At 39.5% G+C, this 16,405-nt stretch carries 16 protein-coding genes; 7 read left to right on the forward strand and 9 right to left on the reverse strand.

Annotated features, from left to right (window positions below):
* The first annotated feature begins 282 nt into the window (after positions 1 to 282).
* The 6 genes from JI723_RS11010 (at position 283) to JI723_RS11035 (ending at position 4,825) form a co-directional block, all read left to right on the forward strand.
* A complete protein-coding gene (locus tag JI723_RS11010) occupies positions 283 to 603 on the forward strand; it encodes a DUF4377 domain-containing protein (protein ID WP_070929623.1) in 321 nt (106 codons plus the stop codon).
* Between the two features lie 152 nt (positions 604 to 755).
* On the forward strand, positions 756 to 1,160 hold the full coding sequence (locus tag JI723_RS11015; protein WP_337979365.1) for an NUDIX hydrolase: 405 nt from the start codon (positions 756 to 758) through the stop codon (positions 1,158 to 1,160).
* A gap of 154 nt (positions 1,161 to 1,314) precedes the next feature.
* The gene (locus JI723_RS11020) at positions 1,315 to 1,713 is read left to right on the forward strand and encodes an MAPEG family protein (RefSeq protein ID WP_140179291.1); all 399 of its coding nucleotides are present in this window, start codon (positions 1,315 to 1,317) and stop codon (positions 1,711 to 1,713) included.
* A gap of 279 nt (positions 1,714 to 1,992) precedes the next feature.
* Positions 1,993 to 2,745, forward strand: a complete 753-nt coding sequence (gene cmoA / locus JI723_RS11025) for a carboxy-S-adenosyl-L-methionine synthase CmoA (protein WP_070929626.1) — start codon at positions 1,993 to 1,995, stop codon at positions 2,743 to 2,745.
* Complete coding sequence (gene cmoB, locus JI723_RS11030) at positions 2,745 to 3,716, forward strand: tRNA 5-methoxyuridine(34)/uridine 5-oxyacetic acid(34) synthase CmoB (RefSeq protein WP_140179287.1); 972 nt, start codon at positions 2,745 to 2,747, stop codon at positions 3,714 to 3,716. The genes cmoA and cmoB overlap by 1 nt, the downstream gene beginning before the upstream one ends.
* Before the next feature lie 302 nt (positions 3,717 to 4,018).
* On the forward strand, positions 4,019 to 4,825 hold the full coding sequence (locus JI723_RS11035) for a hypothetical protein (protein WP_319065940.1): 807 nt from the start codon (positions 4,019 to 4,021) through the stop codon (positions 4,823 to 4,825).
* 430 nt (positions 4,826 to 5,255) lie between these two features.
* On the opposite strand, the gene cutC is transcribed toward JI723_RS11035, so the two are convergent.
* Both cutC and JI723_RS11045 read right to left on the reverse strand, forming a co-directional pair.
* Positions 5,256 to 6,017: a copper homeostasis protein CutC gene (gene cutC, locus JI723_RS11040; RefSeq protein ID WP_070929629.1), complete on the reverse strand. Its 762-nt coding sequence runs from the start codon at positions 6,015 to 6,017 to the stop codon at positions 5,256 to 5,258.
* 180 nt (positions 6,018 to 6,197) lie between these two features.
* Positions 6,198 to 6,752 carry a VOC family protein gene (locus JI723_RS11045; RefSeq protein WP_319065938.1) on the reverse strand — a complete coding sequence of 185 codons (555 nt, stop codon included), beginning with the start codon at positions 6,750 to 6,752 and terminating at the stop codon, positions 6,198 to 6,200.
* A gap of 156 nt (positions 6,753 to 6,908) precedes the next feature.
* Between JI723_RS11045 and argS the strand changes: the two genes are divergently transcribed.
* Positions 6,909 to 8,639, forward strand: a complete 1,731-nt coding sequence (gene argS, locus JI723_RS11050; RefSeq protein WP_272579766.1) for an arginine--tRNA ligase — start codon at positions 6,909 to 6,911, stop codon at positions 8,637 to 8,639.
* Between the two features lie 198 nt (positions 8,640 to 8,837).
* Here the strand turns inward: argS and JI723_RS11055 are convergent, their stop codons facing one another.
* From JI723_RS11055 to JI723_RS11085, 7 genes are all read right to left on the reverse strand, one after another.
* Complete coding sequence (locus JI723_RS11055) at positions 8,838 to 9,107, reverse strand: PAAR domain-containing protein (RefSeq protein ID WP_337979366.1); 270 nt, start codon at positions 9,105 to 9,107, stop codon at positions 8,838 to 8,840.
* Positions 9,091 to 10,011, reverse strand: coding sequence for a hypothetical protein (locus tag JI723_RS11060; RefSeq protein WP_337979367.1), 921 nt, complete (start codon positions 10,009 to 10,011; stop codon positions 9,091 to 9,093). The genes JI723_RS11055 and JI723_RS11060 overlap by 17 nt, the downstream gene beginning before the upstream one ends.
* Positions 10,012 to 10,381: 370 nt before the next feature.
* Entirely contained in the window at positions 10,382 to 11,215 is an 834-nt protein-coding gene (locus JI723_RS11065; RefSeq protein ID WP_337979368.1) for a hypothetical protein, read from the reverse strand.
* 25 nt (positions 11,216 to 11,240) lie between these two features.
* Entirely contained in the window at positions 11,241 to 12,869 is a 1,629-nt protein-coding gene (locus JI723_RS11070; protein WP_337979369.1) for a hypothetical protein, read from the reverse strand.
* Between the two features lie 90 nt (positions 12,870 to 12,959).
* Positions 12,960 to 13,229 carry a PAAR domain-containing protein gene (locus tag JI723_RS11075; protein ID WP_337979370.1) on the reverse strand — a complete coding sequence of 90 codons (270 nt, stop codon included), beginning with the start codon at positions 13,227 to 13,229 and terminating at the stop codon, positions 12,960 to 12,962.
* 81 nt (positions 13,230 to 13,310) lie between these two features.
* Positions 13,311 to 14,240 carry a DUF4123 domain-containing protein gene (locus tag JI723_RS11080; RefSeq protein ID WP_337979371.1) on the reverse strand — a complete coding sequence of 310 codons (930 nt, stop codon included), beginning with the start codon at positions 14,238 to 14,240 and terminating at the stop codon, positions 13,311 to 13,313.
* A complete protein-coding gene (locus tag JI723_RS11085; protein WP_337979372.1) occupies positions 14,240 to 16,360 on the reverse strand; it encodes a type VI secretion system Vgr family protein in 2,121 nt (706 codons plus the stop codon). The genes JI723_RS11080 and JI723_RS11085 overlap by 1 nt, the downstream gene beginning before the upstream one ends.
* Positions 16,361 to 16,405 lie beyond the last annotated feature (45 nt).

Consider the following 16,405-nt stretch of genomic DNA (forward strand, 5'->3'; position numbering starts at 1 on the left):
GCACTGCACCTTGGTATAGACAGAATTTATAACTAAAGGTGATTTTAAGTGACTCTACCGCTTATGTACATATTGTCATTAGGGTTTATTTCATGACTAACGCTTTAGGCGCAGAAAAAAACAACAAACTGTCTATTAAAAACATCAATAAAAGCTAAACAAAGGATCATTTTGCTCTTTATATATAGAGGGAACATTCATAACACATCTATTTCGGAATCATTACTGCCTATCCTTTGCTATGATTACACTAATTTAGACTATCACTATAAAGGTCATTTTATGAAAAAAGGCTTATTCGTTTCTTCATTGTTTCTTCTACTTGTAGGTTGCCAAACTGTGAAACCAGCCGATAATACAAAAACGTTTTATATCGACTCAACACTCGCTGACTGTGTCGGTGTTGCCCCCATGAAATGCATGAAAGTCAAACAAGATCCTAATGCAGATTGGGAATATTTTTATGGTTCAATCCAAGGGTTTGACTATCAACCTGGCTATCAATATACCTTGAAAGTAAAACAATTTGATATCGCAAATCCACCCGCTGATGCTCCAAGCATCCGTTATGAGCTAGTTGAGATCATCAATAAAACTCAATAATGTCATGTCACCTTATACTATCTCGTTAGCAGGTACATATTTCATCTGCTAACGAGAGTTTAATCAATAATCCATTGTTTTTATTATGGTTAGATCATAAGATTTTACGCATTAAAAATGCATCATCATCTACACATATAATGAATATTTTTATGAACAGCAAAATTATTGATAAATTAGGCCTAATTACTCTACGTGACCGAAAAGTCGCGATGGTTCGTTCTCACAATAAAACCTTGTTTTATATCCCCGGCGGAAAACGAGAGCTTAATGAAACTGATGAACAAGCCTTATGCCGTGAACTTGACGAAGAGCTCACCCTAACATTACATCTCGATTCAATTCGCTTTTATGGTGAATTCATTGGGCTTGCTGATGGCAAGCAAGATGGAACACAAGTGCGCATACGTTGTTATTTCGCAGATTATGATGGTTCCCCAATACCTGCCGCAGAAATCGCTGAGTTAGCGTGGCTTGATAGTCATGATCGTCCCTTATGCTCAGCCACAGCGGCAATCATCGTTTCGCAATTACAACAAGATGGCCTCATTAATTAAATAGATATTATATACACTTAAACTTTACTGGATTTCAGTTTGAAAGAAAGTGACTAATCGTTTTACCATTAGTAAATTTTACTAATATCTATTAATATAATACACAGTATTAATCAATTAGTGAGTCATTTTGGTTAAGCAATGGAGTGAATAAATGGTCAGCTCTTTATATGCTGTACTGGGCGCTTTGCTACTTATTAAGTTGTCATTAAATGTGGTTAAGCTGAGGAACCAATACCGCGTTTCGTATGGTGATGGTGGTTTTTATGAGCTACAAACCGCAATACGTGTTCATGGCAATGCCATTGAATACATTCCTATTGCTTTAATTTTATTGCTTTTTATGGAAATGAATGGCGCACAAGTTTGGATGATCCATCTATGTGGGTTGATCTTGATTGCGGGACGAGTACTACATTCATATGGACTCAAAAACCATGATATCTCTTATCGACGTTCAGGCATGGCAGCAACCTATATTGCGATCACATTGATGGTTATGGCCAATATTTACTACTTACCTTGGATACAAATCTTCTCGTTCAATCTTTAATTTTTATTATTAATACTGTAAATAATTCGAAATACCGGTAAAAAAAGATAGAGGTGCAGCACAGTGACGTTATGCATAGTTAAGTTCTAAGACTCAACTCGCTGAATGTAGTCACCGCACCTGAACAAAAAGCCCAATGAGTTAAAGTATCACGGATATATACGACGCTTAACTCAGCGTCGTAAAACTTTTATGGTACTTTTGAGCAATTGATTTTCAGCTTATCCGCCTTTTCTGCTACAATCTGCGACTACTTTTCGTTTTACATATACAGATCTTATGTCAAGTCAGGAATCCAACAATAAAGATAGCCTGTTTAGCGCCCCAATTGCTAATTTAGGTGATTGGCAATTTGATGAAAAAGTTGCTGAAGTCTTCCCCGATATGATCCAACGTTCCGTACCGGGGTATTCAAATATTATTACCATGATTGGGATGCTAGCGAGCCGCTTTGTAACAGAAGGCAGCAATATCTATGATCTGGGTTGCTCGTTAGGTGCTGCAACATTGTCGATGCGCCGTAATATTAACGCTCAACACTGTCAAATTATTGCTGTTGATAATTCACCCGCTATGGTTGAACGCTGCCGTCGTCATATTGATGCTTATAAAGCTGCGACTCCTGTCAATGTTATTGAAGGTGATATTCGCGATGTTGATATTGAAAATGCCTCAATGGTAGTACTCAATTTTACATTACAATTCCTCAATCCTGATGATCGCCAACGACTCTTAAATAAAATCTACCAAGGTTTGAAACCTGGCGGGATTTTAGTGTTATCAGAGAAGTTTAATTTTGAAGACCAACAAATTGGTGAATTATTATTCAATATGCATCATGACTTTAAACGTGCTAATGGCTATAGCGAATTAGAAATTAGTCAAAAACGTAGCATGCTAGAAAATGTGATGTTAACCGACTCCGTTGAAACACATAAATCACGCTTACAACAAGCAGGCTTTACCCATTGTGAAGTTTGGTTTCAATGCTTCAATTTTGGCTCATTATTAGCCTTAAAAGGAGCCTCATAATGATTGATTTTGGACGCTTCTATCAGCACATTGCGACGGGGCCCTTAAGCCATTGGTTAGATACCCTACCGTCTCAAATCACTGAGTGGAAAAATCATAACTTACATGGCGGATTCAAATCATGGGAGAAGATGCTTGATAATTTACCCGTGATGACGCCAACTGTTTTAGATTTAAAGCATAGTGTCACCGCAACGCGTGATCCTGAGTTATCTGCTGGCGAAACACGTCGTTTAAATAATATTCTTGAACAACTAAAACCTTGGCGTAAAGGCCCTTTTTCCCTTTATGGGGTCAATATTGATACCGAATGGCGTTCCGACTGGAAATGGGAACGTGTATTACCTCATATTTCCCCATTACAAGGTCGTATGGTACTCGATGTTGGATGTGGTAGTGGCTATCACATGTGGCGGATGCTAGGAGAAGGTGCTTCATTTGTCGTTGGTATCGATCCAACACAGCTTTTCCTTTGCCAATTTGAAGCTGTTAGAAAATTGCTTGGTGATGACCAACGCGCTCACCTACTCCCTCTAGGTATAGAACAATTACCCGCACTAAATGCCTTTGATACCGTCTTTTCAATGGGGGTACTTTACCACCGCCGTTCGCCATTAGATCACTTATGGCAATTGAAAAATCAGCTTACCAGTGAAGGTGAATTAATATTAGAAAGCTTAGTCGTTGAAGGTGATGAATTCCAATGCCTTGTACCCGGTGAGCGCTACGCACAAATGCGTAATGTATACTTTATTCCTTCGGCAAAAATGCTGAAAGTTTGGCTAGAAAAATGTGGCTTTGTTGATGTACGCATTGTAGATCAAGCCCTCACATCAGTTGAAGAGCAACGACGTACTGAATGGATGACAACTGAATCATTAGCTGAGTTTTTAGATCCTAACGACTCCACTAAAACGATTGAAGGCTATCCCGCACCGTTAAGAGCGATCTTAGTCGCTCGTAAACCTTAAATAAAAGGGGTCTTGTTCCCCCTTTCTGGCTGCTGACAAACATTTTATGGTTGCTGGCAGTCATTAGGCTTTTTAAAATAAATTAAAAAACTCAATAATAAGTTCCCTTGACGTACTTATAGCATCGCTAGCTTAAATAAAACTCGAGCATACTTTCAAAAACACTTACATATATACTTACAAAGTAAAAAACATTTTCTATATCCAAATGTTCTTTATTCTAATATAAATAGTTATAATTATATTCCTTCAAAAATCTATTTTAGATTATTAATTTTAACTCTTCATTTTTGGTTTTTCTTATGCGAATTTTTTATTGTTTAATTATATCATTGTCTTTGCTCGCCTGCTCCCCTTCTGAAAATCGAATCTTGACTGCTGTAAAAAAAGCAATTAGTGAACATTATCCAGAACCAGACACTATTCAATATAAAGATATTTCTGTTTATAGAAATATTGATGACGCTACCATATGTGGTGAATTTAATGCAAAAAACAGCAATGGTGAATTTATTGGATATCAACCTTTTGTCAGCCAAGTTGTTATAAGCGATAATATAGATATTCTCAGTATAAATATTAGAAATAGAAATAATTCTAGCAGCTTCCCTTCATTAATTTGTGAAAACCATGGCTATGAAGGAGCAAAAAGCGCCCAAAATCGCCAAAGGCAAGAATTCATGAACAATATAAATAAGCTTGCTGTAATAGAAGAGAATATCCATGATGAGTCTGTTCGTAAACGAGTTGTAACACATCTAATAAATAGAGCAAAAGAAATTTATGATTCCGAATTAAGTGCAGATACACTCAAGATAGTTGATAATGGCGAAGGTCGTTATGTAAGCATAATCGCATACAAAAAAGGAAACGATATTTATTTCACCTCATTATTAAACTCTGCAATATACGATTTAGAACCATTTAATAATAATATCGTAAAATACATACATACAAATGAAAATGATAAAAATTTGGCGGTAATTGGTAATTATGACACCGAAATAGAGGATGATGACCAAGAAGAACTCGAAATGTTCATTCTCGCTAGAGAGATCTTAGAAAATGGGATCCCTTATGCAAACACTGTTTTATCTGCCAAAAATTAACCTTTCATTTACGATATATACTCTACATCATTTGAGTTACAGGTAAACGACTAACTGAAAATAGTCAACAGCCCTGTAACTTAAAGTGTGACGAGTACATACTCCATCCTCTGATCATCTTAATAGACTTCCTAATATCATCATAAATAAAAAATAAGAACCAATGATAACATAAGGAGAAATAGTTAAAAATGCAATTAAAAACAATAAAATGGACATTTTCTTATTAGATGTGATAGATGACAACCATAGTGCTGCAAACATTAAAACAGCTATTGTGATAGGTGAGGTTTTATGAAAAATATAAAAACTAAACTTCAGTAATGTTATAATCGACATTCCCTGTCACTGATCCTTTTACTACTTTAATTTTTTATTCGAAACAATTGAATGAGACCCTATATTAATACTCCATCTATTTTCGAATAAACTACACTACAGCCTTTTCAGTAATCGAAATAAAATCTTTCATCGCTTCAACTGTTGGCCCATCAACACAATAATGCGTGAACTCATCATTTTCACTGTTGGACGCCATGGTGACACCAACTTTACGGTAATTCATACTTGAAGGAACCGATTTCCCAGCAGAGCTATGTACTTCTGTCAGGCCAATCTCCATAAATTTACTCAAGTTAGCCAAGCGTACCCCAGCTCCAGCCATAATTACTGGCCCCTCTATTTCACGGCTTTTGTCATGCAATTCTTTTAATAATGGTAAACCAAGCTCTGCATTTTGCTGTTGCCCTGACGTCAAAATACGTGCGACACCTAGATTTTTTAGTTGCTCTAATGCCTGTAGCGGGTTAATACACATATCAAAAGCACGGTGAAAAGTAATCTGCATGCCTTTTGCGATTTCCATTAATGGATACATACGGTCAATATCAATACGCCCTTCTGTATCTAATATACCAATGACTGCACCAGGAAAGCCCATTTCTTTCACCATCAATAGGTCTTCACGGATCACTTCAAATTCATTCATGTCATAGCAAAAGTCGCCGCCACGAGGACGAATAATTGGATGAACTGGAATATGCAGCTTTTCTTTCGCCAGCTTCAGATATCCATAGCTTGGTGTTAAACCACCATCAGCGGCACCAGAGCACAATTCAACACGATCGGCACCATATTCTTGTGCAACTTGCGCACATTCGATACCAAAACAGCAAATTTCCAGCTTTGCCATAACCACCTCCAAAACGTAAGATTAAAGTATTTACTTTAATAGCTAATTAATCACTTAAGTTAAAAATGTTATTCGTTAACATTCGTGCAATCATGCCACTAATTCTTTTTCGTTATCGGATAAACATCACAGCATGAACAGTTTTTTGCGAGTTATTCTCAATAACGTTAATCACATCACTTATTTTTCGCTTTCAATGATCTGTTTTAGTGTAAATGGATGGTATTTGATGGTGATTAATCCATTTGTCACTGCTAATGTTGGATTAGGCAACCTTTCTGACTGGCCTTTTGGCTGACTGACTTTTATCGAATAGCCTAGAGGTAATGGTTGAGGTAATAATGCATACGCGGTATTTTCTAGCCGTTCTGGGGTAACATCAATCACCATTTCAACATGCTCCCAGGTTTCTTTTGGATAGACTTTCCCTTTGGGGAAAGGCAATTCAATCACAAACACCTCTTGGGATACCACATTCAGTGGTTGAAAAAGACTAAATAAACAAATTGGACGACCATTAATCTCATTTTCTGACATGAGGTGTGCACAACGCAGTAACCCTGTTCGCCAACGTTCTGCGGTTTCTCTATGATGACAACGCACAGACATATGATCAATCTGAAAATCAGTTAGGGAAATTTTTAGATCTTGCGCCATTTGCGTTAACTGTTGTTCAAATTCAGGTAAAGCCAGCCACAAATCGTGCAATTCTGCGATATTAGCAAAGTCAGTCATTTTAATTACTCTTTTACTTTTGAATAAAATCGCCAGACTGTAGCACGAGTCCCTCGAAATATGGTATAAAACCAGCCGAATTTTCTCTTCTTTCTTTTAGTTCTGCGCATGTGATGGCACAATGCGATAACTATGTTCGTTATTTAAGGTAATCCGGTGAATATTCAGGCTATTCTTTCAGATAAAATCAGTGCTGCAATGCAGGCAGCGGGAGCCCCAGAAGGCAGTGATGCACTTGTGCGTCAATCAGCAAAAGCCCAGTTTGGCGATTATCAAGCTAACGGTGTTATGGGCGCTGCTAAAAAAATGGGCATCAACCCCCGACAACTGGCCGAGCAAGTAGTTAACCACTTAGATCTTGAAGGGATTGCAAGTAAGACCGAAATTGCAGGCCCTGGCTTCATAAATATCTTTCTTGAGCCAACTTGGATTACTACACATGTTGAACGTGCACTTAACGATCCACATTTAGGCTTATCACCTGTTAAACCTGAAACAATTGTGATCGACTATTCTGCCCCCAATGTGGCAAAACAAATGCATGTTGGACATTTACGTTCCACCATCATTGGTGATGCAGCAGCACGAACTCAAGAGTACCTTGGTCATAAAGTGATCCGTGCAAATCACGTTGGTGACTGGGGTACACAGTTTGGTATGCTAATCGCTTACCTTGAAAAAATGCAAAATGAAAACGCCAGTGATATGGCGCTAGCTGATCTCGAAGAATTTTATCGCGAAGCTAAACAGCACTATGATGCTGATCCTGCATTTGCTGAACGTGCCCGTGGGTATGTTGTTAAGTTACAGTCAGGTGATGAGTATTGCCGCAAAATGTGGCGTAAATTGGTTGACATCACCATGCAACAAAACCAAGAAACCTATCGTCGCTTAAATGTCACATTGACTGAAGATGATGTGATGGGTGAGAGTCTGTATAACAGCATGTTGCCGGGTATTGTTGCTGATCTTAAAGCAAAAGGCTTAGCTGTAGAAAGTGAAGGCGCTACTGTCGTTTACCTTGATGAGTTTAAAAACAAAGAAGGTGAACCGATGGGCGTGATTGTCCAGAAAAAAGATGGTGGTTTCCTGTACACCACGACAGATATCGCTTGTGCAAAATATCGCCATGAAGTACTCCATGCCGATCGCTCACTGTATTATATCGATTCACGCCAACATCAACATCTGATGCAAGCATGGACCATCGTACGTAAAGCTGGCTATATCCCTGATTCCATGTCACTTGAGCATCATATGTTTGGGATGATGCTAGGTAAAGATGGCAAACCATTTAAAACCCGCTCTGGTGGGACTGTACGTCTTTCTGATTTACTGGATGAAGCAATCGAGCGTGCACAAGCTTTGATCCGCACTAAAAACCCTGACATGCCAGAAGATGAGCTCAACAATGTCGCCAATGTCGTTGGTATCGGTGCCGTCAAATACGCCGATTTATCCAAAAGCCGTACCACCGATTATATCTTTGATTGGGATAATATGTTGGCCTTTGAAGGTAACACTGCGCCATACATGCAATATGCCTACACCCGTGTTGCTTCTATCTTTAAAAAAGCCGATGTGACACAAGCTGATCTTACGTCACCTGTAATGCTAGAAGATCCACGTGAAATTGCCTTAGCCACTCGCTTGATGCAATTTGAAGAAACTATTTTGCAGGTTGCTCGTGATGGAACACCACACGTGATGTGTGCTTATCTATATGACTTAGCAGGTCTTTTCTCTAGTTTCTATGAGCACTGCCCTGTTTTAACCGCAGACACAGAAGCACAGCGTCAAAGTCGTTTGAAATTAGCGCTACTGACTCAAAGAACCTTAAAAACAGGCCTAGATACTTTAGGTATTGATACTGTTGAAAGAATGTAATTTATTCTGTTTATATTAGATAGACTGAGCGCATATTCAATAATATGCGCTCAGAGACAACCACCAACCATAAGATGTTTGATGGTGGCAGTTAGCTATACCAAATTGAATAATAAAAATTAATTGACTGATTTTTCCCGCCACTTTTAGAGTATACATCTACATGACTGGCTACTCTGCCAATTTGACTGCAGTTACTCATCCGACCGCAACTAACATACAGCCATTCGAGCAGCCACACGCCACTTTATGGCCTTCGAGTGCGACGGGGATCCCGTTGATTTTTATTAAGCTGTCCCCCTCGGCGATAGCGCCTGTTTTTTTGCATGACGGGCAATAAACCGAGTCGCCTACACAGGCGACGCCTTCGGTTTGTTTGGCTAGGGAAGAGCCTGTCAGCACTGTACCGCCGGTATTGGTGGTGTCGTTTTTTAAAATGATTTTACGGCCGTTAACTGTGCTGCGCATGATGAGGCTTTTCCTTGTCAAGTTGATTAAGGATTGTCTCGATTTGTGCATCAACATCAACAGGGGGCTCGTAACTACCAAAATAAAACTTCAATGGCTCACTTTCAAAATCATGATCGGTGATTGCCTCTCGCCCTTTTTGCATATAAGCGTTAATAAAGCTAATAAATGCATTATTCTCATACTCTTCACTGAGAAACAAACTACTGTGAACCGATGCATTCGGTTGAAACAAAATCGTGTCTAATCGATTTTTGTCGGTATTAAATGTAAATAATTTGATAAATAGATTATTGCTTGGGGCTGCATATCCGGCATCTTCATAGCGGGCTACATAGACTTTTTTATTTTCCCATGTATATAAAAGATTACGTTTTCTATCCAATACCAGTATCGGGTAAGGTCCAATAAAGACGGATTTTCCTGTAATATAGAGAGCATAACCAAAAGCGAATGCGAATAATATGGTTAAATATATTGAGTACTTTGTCCCTGCATAAAAATTTCCCGAGTAATAAGAGATTAAGTAATCAAATAAATTGGGGGTTTTATCAAAAAAAGGACGGTATCTCTCTATTCCTTGAGGTGTATTAGTAGAATTTTCATATTTCTCTTTATATGTGTTAGTCAAAAAAATAAAGTGACGATATCTTGAGCTATGCCCATCAAAAAAAGAGTAAGCACTAAATATAAAAACAGCGAGAACAACCAAAAATAACGGTATTGAACTGACCTTTCGATGATTAAAGTTGGTTGATTTTATTTGGCATTGTTCCGAGTTTATTTTTAACACATAAGGACTGTCTTCTAACGAACCTTTAGCATTATAGTCTTCTGGATAAGACGTGATTTTTTGCGTTTTTAGTTTACTCGGAAACATGGTTCCCATAAAAAATTTGAACATTACGGGGCCTCTACATCAATATCATCATCTGATTTTATAAGACGAATAGGCTTTAATATGCGTTCTAACAACGCCCTCTCATTATTCATTTTTTCAAAATCAATTAGGTTTTTCGATATATTGATTGGCATAAATTGTTTCCATGTTTAACTCTCGGAGTCATATGGCGAGGTAAACAACCGCGCCATTACGACTAAAAACATCTTTGCTCAATAACAGTTATCCAATATTGACAGAGGAACCACCGATAAGCACACCGCCACAGCTAACCATGTTCTCCTTTTTTACCGATGAGCCGGTGAGTAGACACAGTTCATATCAATAACGAACTGTGTCTAAATTAGGTTTAAAATTAATAATTAAATGTCAGTTAGCGAACGACTATTACTTTCCCATCAATAATAGATAAATAAGGGTCTAATGAGAAAAAATCTCCATTCGGAGTTTGAATTTCGATTGGAGATATCCTGCCATAACCAACCTCATAACGGAAAAGTCGTCCATTCATATATGAATTTAATTCATATTCATTCCAATCAACAGGAGAATACCTATAACCTTGCTCAAAGAATTTTTTGAAATTCATCGAATCCCACATTTTCTGTGGGGTACTTCCCTGTTCCTTTGCTAAAATTTCCCACATACCTTTAGTCATTTCATAAATTTTATCTAAATCTTGCTGCTTAAACGCTTCTTGTAAAGATTGATAGAAGGCTTTAACCTGCGGGATATCTTTATCAGTAATAGGCCTTCCTTTAGTCCAATTCCAATCAGGCAAATCCTTCACTAAGAAGGTTTTTGTTATTTCAAGCATACCTTCTTCCGTACTATTAGCCCTAGGGCTACTACCGAAATAGTCTACTTTACTTGAATGAAAATTTTCATCTGGCTTAATTTCTTTATCTTCAACTATTAATTTAACACCAACCAAGGTAGTTTGATTATTTATTTCTTTAATTGTAGCAGAGCACCACATGTTATTTTTTAAGCTATCACTTGGCATCGTAACACTTAATGTATTAGCTCCATTATTAAGTAATGAGCTAATTGTTTTACTAACAATATAGTTACCTTGCGTCGCGTCTGTATTATCTGTTATCAGTATATCATTAACTTTCACCATACAAAAAGTATCATGGGCATTAAAGCTTACTACATAGTTTGTTTTCATTATACTTTCTGCATTTGAATTTGCTGTTAACATTATAACTCCACTGAAATAAATAAGTCTAACCCAACGTAAAACGCCACTCAGATTCATCTTTGTCCATCGCCTCATAAATCACCCATTTTTTAATGTCTTTATCAACACTAATTTTTCCATTTGTATTTACCTTTGATTTTCTAGAAACTTTATTATTACCAACACTATAATTATTATAAACTTTTGCAGTAATACCATCATGATAAATAACAGCAGTTAAATCATCACCTTTTTCTTTATCAAATTCGATCTGTAAAGAAGTTGTAATCTCAGCTCCGATCTCGAAAAACCCTTGAATCCCCCAATAATTCACCCCTGCTTCTAAATGAGCCTTGCCAATTAGTTCCCCTTGAAGTTTGATACTACGCCCATCTGACTCAAAATTTCCCTCATCATTAGTTTTGAAATTAAAGTTACCATGTAAACCGAAACTAAAAGTTAGCGTGAGTTCCATTGTAGCGTAATAACCTTCTTTTCCCTCTTCAACTTCTTCCTTTTTTTCTTCCAAAGATGCTCTCAAATCACTAACAATAAAATCAATGTGAGCATATGCTGCAAAAACAGTTAATAGGTCTAATGTGATTTGGAAGCCAAAAAGAGGAGCGAACCCAACTGACACATTTCCTTGTGTGATAACACCATAATCAGAAGATTGATGTGTTTTTATCCCACCATTGATGTTTAGTGTTGGATAGCAAAATTCAGTCTTAACTATAGGATACTTTACTTTATTTCCACTGCTTAATACTGAGTTTATTTTATCAAAGGCCATATCTATGCTATTGGTAAAGCTAAGCTTGTTTTTATGTTGAATAAATTCCTTTTTCAATTCTGCATTAAATGTAACTTCTTCATCCCCAGTAATACTAGTAATTTCACCTTTAATGCTTAATCCTCTCGTTATATCATATTTATGTGTTCGTTTAGTCCACCCTCCATGTGTAGGTTTATATCCCCGAGCAATATTTTTAGCTTTTTGCTCAGCTTGTCTATCATCACTTTTTTTATCTTTAATTTCTGATTCAAAACCCACTTCAACCTCAACCTTAAGTTCCCTATATAAAATAAGATCAAATTGCGCTGATGCTAAATGTCGTCGTCCTTCTTGAAAAAGCATCACAGCACCATGCGTCATTGGGCTAAAAGATGCTCTCAGCAACTTCATTGCTTTTGGGATAGTTAAAAATGGTACAGCCCCACATTCAGACAATCGCATACTATAACGCTGCCGATAGCGAGGATCATCAATAAAAGACTGACGATAAATAAAACTGTCTAATAATGAGATAGGATTATTTTCCCCAAGAGAAAATCCAGACATTGGTTTACGGTAACTAAGTACTCCATCTAAGCTTTTTTGAGCTGAAAAATCCGCGTATAGTGAACCATCTTCATTAAAAACATTTCCCATAGGACAACTCGGGTTATGAGAAACACAATTCATTGGCGTAGCCGTGAGCTTTAGTAGCACATTGCGCCCTTTCTTTGGTTCTATCAAATAGGTATATCGCTTAAAAAAATGATTTTCTTTACGATAAACATCTGTTTTATCTCCGAAGGTTATGGAAGCCTCCAATATACAATTAGGTGGAATATTACATTCCTGACAAGCCTTCCCCATCACTCCTGAGTATATCTTTTTTAATGATGACATAATCATTCCTTATGATTAATACATACTCAATACAATCAACTGTTATAACAGTTTTGAATACTATGGTAAGTAGATCATTGAAATAGGTTTTTAGCCAATATTCACACTAGAATTCCCAATCAATACGCCACCACAGCTGACAGCATCCCCATTTCTAGCAGCGGGTAGCCCATCAATAAACACAGATTCTGACCCTCCTGAAATAATGCGAGAATGGCCACCATGCGAAGCTAATCTATCACCCTGTCTAGCTACAGAACGCCCATCTACTTTTACCGTTGAAGAGCCTGAAATAACTTGTGTTGCTCCATATTTACCATGTCCTGTATCCATATCATCTATGAGAATTATTGCAGACATAATTTCACCTATTTTGGCTTAAAATCATCTTCATTAAGGTACTAAATAAGTATAAGAGTCATTATTTACTTCATAGTGACACTAATTACTAAAGCTAGGAATTTCAAAAAGCACGTCACTTGCTAGCTTAGATACACGATAGTCCCCAGAACCAACCTCACTCGCCAAACTACTTTTCCAATCCTCTGGCACATCTTCAAACCGATATATACGGTAAGTTATTAAGATGTAGCACAGCAGCATATAAGAGTGCTTATCGTGAATGCCATTGGCTTGGCAAAAATTCACCAATGCGTATGCCATTTCCCAACTGATCACTTGTGATTGGTCACTGTAATATTGGTCTAACTTCACGCTGTTCAGTGGCGGGCGCTCAAATGCTTTTACAATCCACTCATCTAAGCAAAAGGATTCATCCTCATCGATAATCGAAACTCGCGCATTTAGGAAAAAGTAACTAATCCGCCGTATAAATTGACGCTCAAACACTCCTTCAATATCCGCATATTGGCTAGCGGTGAACTTCATCAACTTACCGCTTTGTTTGACACTCTCAGGGTAACGGCGGCGCTCTAATTCAAAATCAGACTCTTCGTGCTCACCCCATAATTGCGTTTCCAGTTTTTTAATCGGCCCTAAAAATGTATGTAACCGCCAGTTATCAAACGTGCTGAGCACGTCCCACACATTACGCGGGTCGTAATAACGCCAAAATACCGGTTTGTCTTGACCGGGGATCATCACCATCAAATATTTACGCAGGTGCTGGCGCAGTTCACGCATGGTGGCTTGGGTGTACACATAAATGCCCCATGGCGTATCTCGTTGGCTGAGCCACTTTCTCACCTCAGGTGTCGCTTCCACCAAATACGGCGCAAGTTCAGCAATCTCTGGCTGGATAGGCTCGCTGTACAAGCAGCTGGCAGGCGGATCGAGCTCTTCCAACATCGTAAAAATATCCGGTTCAGAAGCTGCATCGATAATGGCATAGCAGGTATCTAATTTTGCCATTATTCCTCCTCCTCTTGGGTCTCTTTCATTGGGCAATGTGCCACAAAGGCGGCACCTGTGCTGGCAGCAGCTTTCAATACCGCTGGATTGGTGGCTTGTAAAATATCCCCTGGGCTGCCTCCTGAATTCAGGTTAATCGCAGGACCTTTAATATCAACGCCACCACTGTGGATCACCACAAAACTACCACCGACTTTCAAGGTGATTTTACTGCTGCTTTGCAACGTGATATCCCCTCGCGCATTGGTGCTAATCACCCCTTGCACGGCTTCAACACTATCGCCCTCGATCGTGGTGTGCTGGTCACCATCAACTTTGCTCTGATAATTGCCCGTGGTTTTATGCGCTTGATTGCCTTCAACGGTGACAGTACGGTTATTGGCGATCACCAGCTCATCGTCATGACCAATACTGGTGGTGCGGTCATAATTAATCCGTTCACCGCGCGAATTCAGGACATTAATGGCTAAGTTCTTCTGCGCATGCAGATAGATTTCTTGTTTGCCGTTATAATCCTCAAAGCGCAGTTCATTGAATCCCTCACCTTTGTGGGTTTTGGTACGAAACGTGGTGCGCGTCTTGTCTTTGGGTAAGTCTATCGGCGGACGATTTCGACCATTATAGGTACATCCGGTTATGATGGGTTTATCTATGTCATTGTTTAAATAGGATATTATGACCTCCTGCCCGATTCTGGGGATCGCCATAAACCCAAATCCATCGCCGTTCCAACCCTGTGCAACTCTCACCCAACAGGATGCGCTGTGGTCGGGCTTTCCGCGTCTGTCCCAATGAAAATAGACCGTCACCGCCCCTTGTTCGTTGGTGTAGATTTCTTCCCCCGGCGGCCCCACTACCGTCGCGAGTTCATTGCCATCGGCAGTCGGTTTATAACGGTACGGCGGTCGCCACTCTTGGGTGCTTGGCATAAAAGTAATGGTATTGGTCAATTGGGTGCCTTGACCGCCGCTGTTGTCGGCAAGCGGTTGTACGCCGTGGTGATGCGCAGTGACCACTTGCCAATCATCGTTCATCTTGCTGCTGGGGTGGTTGCTCAGCGAGAAAATTCGCCCCGGTGCCAGTTCGATACAGTTGCTCGAGGCCGTACCCACTTCACGGTTGTTTTGCGATTGCTCGTAACGAATTTGATTGAACACGTTGCCTTCGGCGTCGTCTTGAAAGCGTCCGTAGCTTTCAAACACTTCGTGTTGTTGGTGATTTTCACCCGTCACTTGGTGGCTCAGCGGGTGAGACGGGCGCAGTTGATTGTAATCTTTATCAATACGAATATCGCTGCACAGGTTTTCTACATAACGCCATGCGGTCACCGTGCTGTCAGTGATATCGGTCTCCGATTGTGGGTTATAGGTCAGGTGCAGTCCCGCCTTCATCCCCAAATGGCGGTCGCTGTAAAACATCATCGAACCTTCCTCAAACCAGAAGGTGATGCCTTCTTCAGCCGCGAGGCGGCACCAGAAATCGAACATCGTTTCGCGCTTTTGGGTAATATAGCGGCGTTCAAGATGCTCTTCGGGGTGATACAGCAACTTGTCGTTGGGAATATGCGCTTCCTGTAATAAGGTGTTGAGCACCTTCGGCACCGTGGTGTTTTGGAAGATGCGGCTGTCTTGTTTAAGGGTCATCACCCACATTTCAGGGCGAATAACAAACTGATACCACGTCTTCACCCCGTCAGTATTTCCCTGCTCAACGCTCGCCAATAACCCCTCAATTTTTCGGGTGACTATCCCTTCTCGCATCACCGTGAGTGAGCATTTATCCCCCAGTACTCGCTTAAAATCGATATTGGGCAATGGACTCACCGCTTGAATGGTCAGGGTGAACAGTTCCGACAACCCTTCGTGCAAGTCAAATTGGGTGACTTGAAACGTGCCTTCGGGAAGATTGGCAATTTGACACGTAAATACCAACCCTGAATAAAGCTTACGATTGGCTATCGCCTCGTAGATATCAATGCCACTCGCTTGAGGCTGGTTAGCGAGGGCCGAGCCTGATGGCACATCAAGGCGTGGCGGCTTGGTTTTATTCACTAACGATTGCCAGTGGTTCGCGGCTTTTTCCGCATCGGATAAGCTTTTTTGGGTATCTCCCACAAACATGTCGCTCCATGATGGTGATTTGGGAACCGCCTAGCCGAAAGACAA

Source organism: Providencia manganoxydans (assembly GCF_016618195.1).
Taxonomy (GTDB): Bacteria; Pseudomonadota; Gammaproteobacteria; order Enterobacterales; family Enterobacteriaceae; genus Providencia; species Providencia manganoxydans.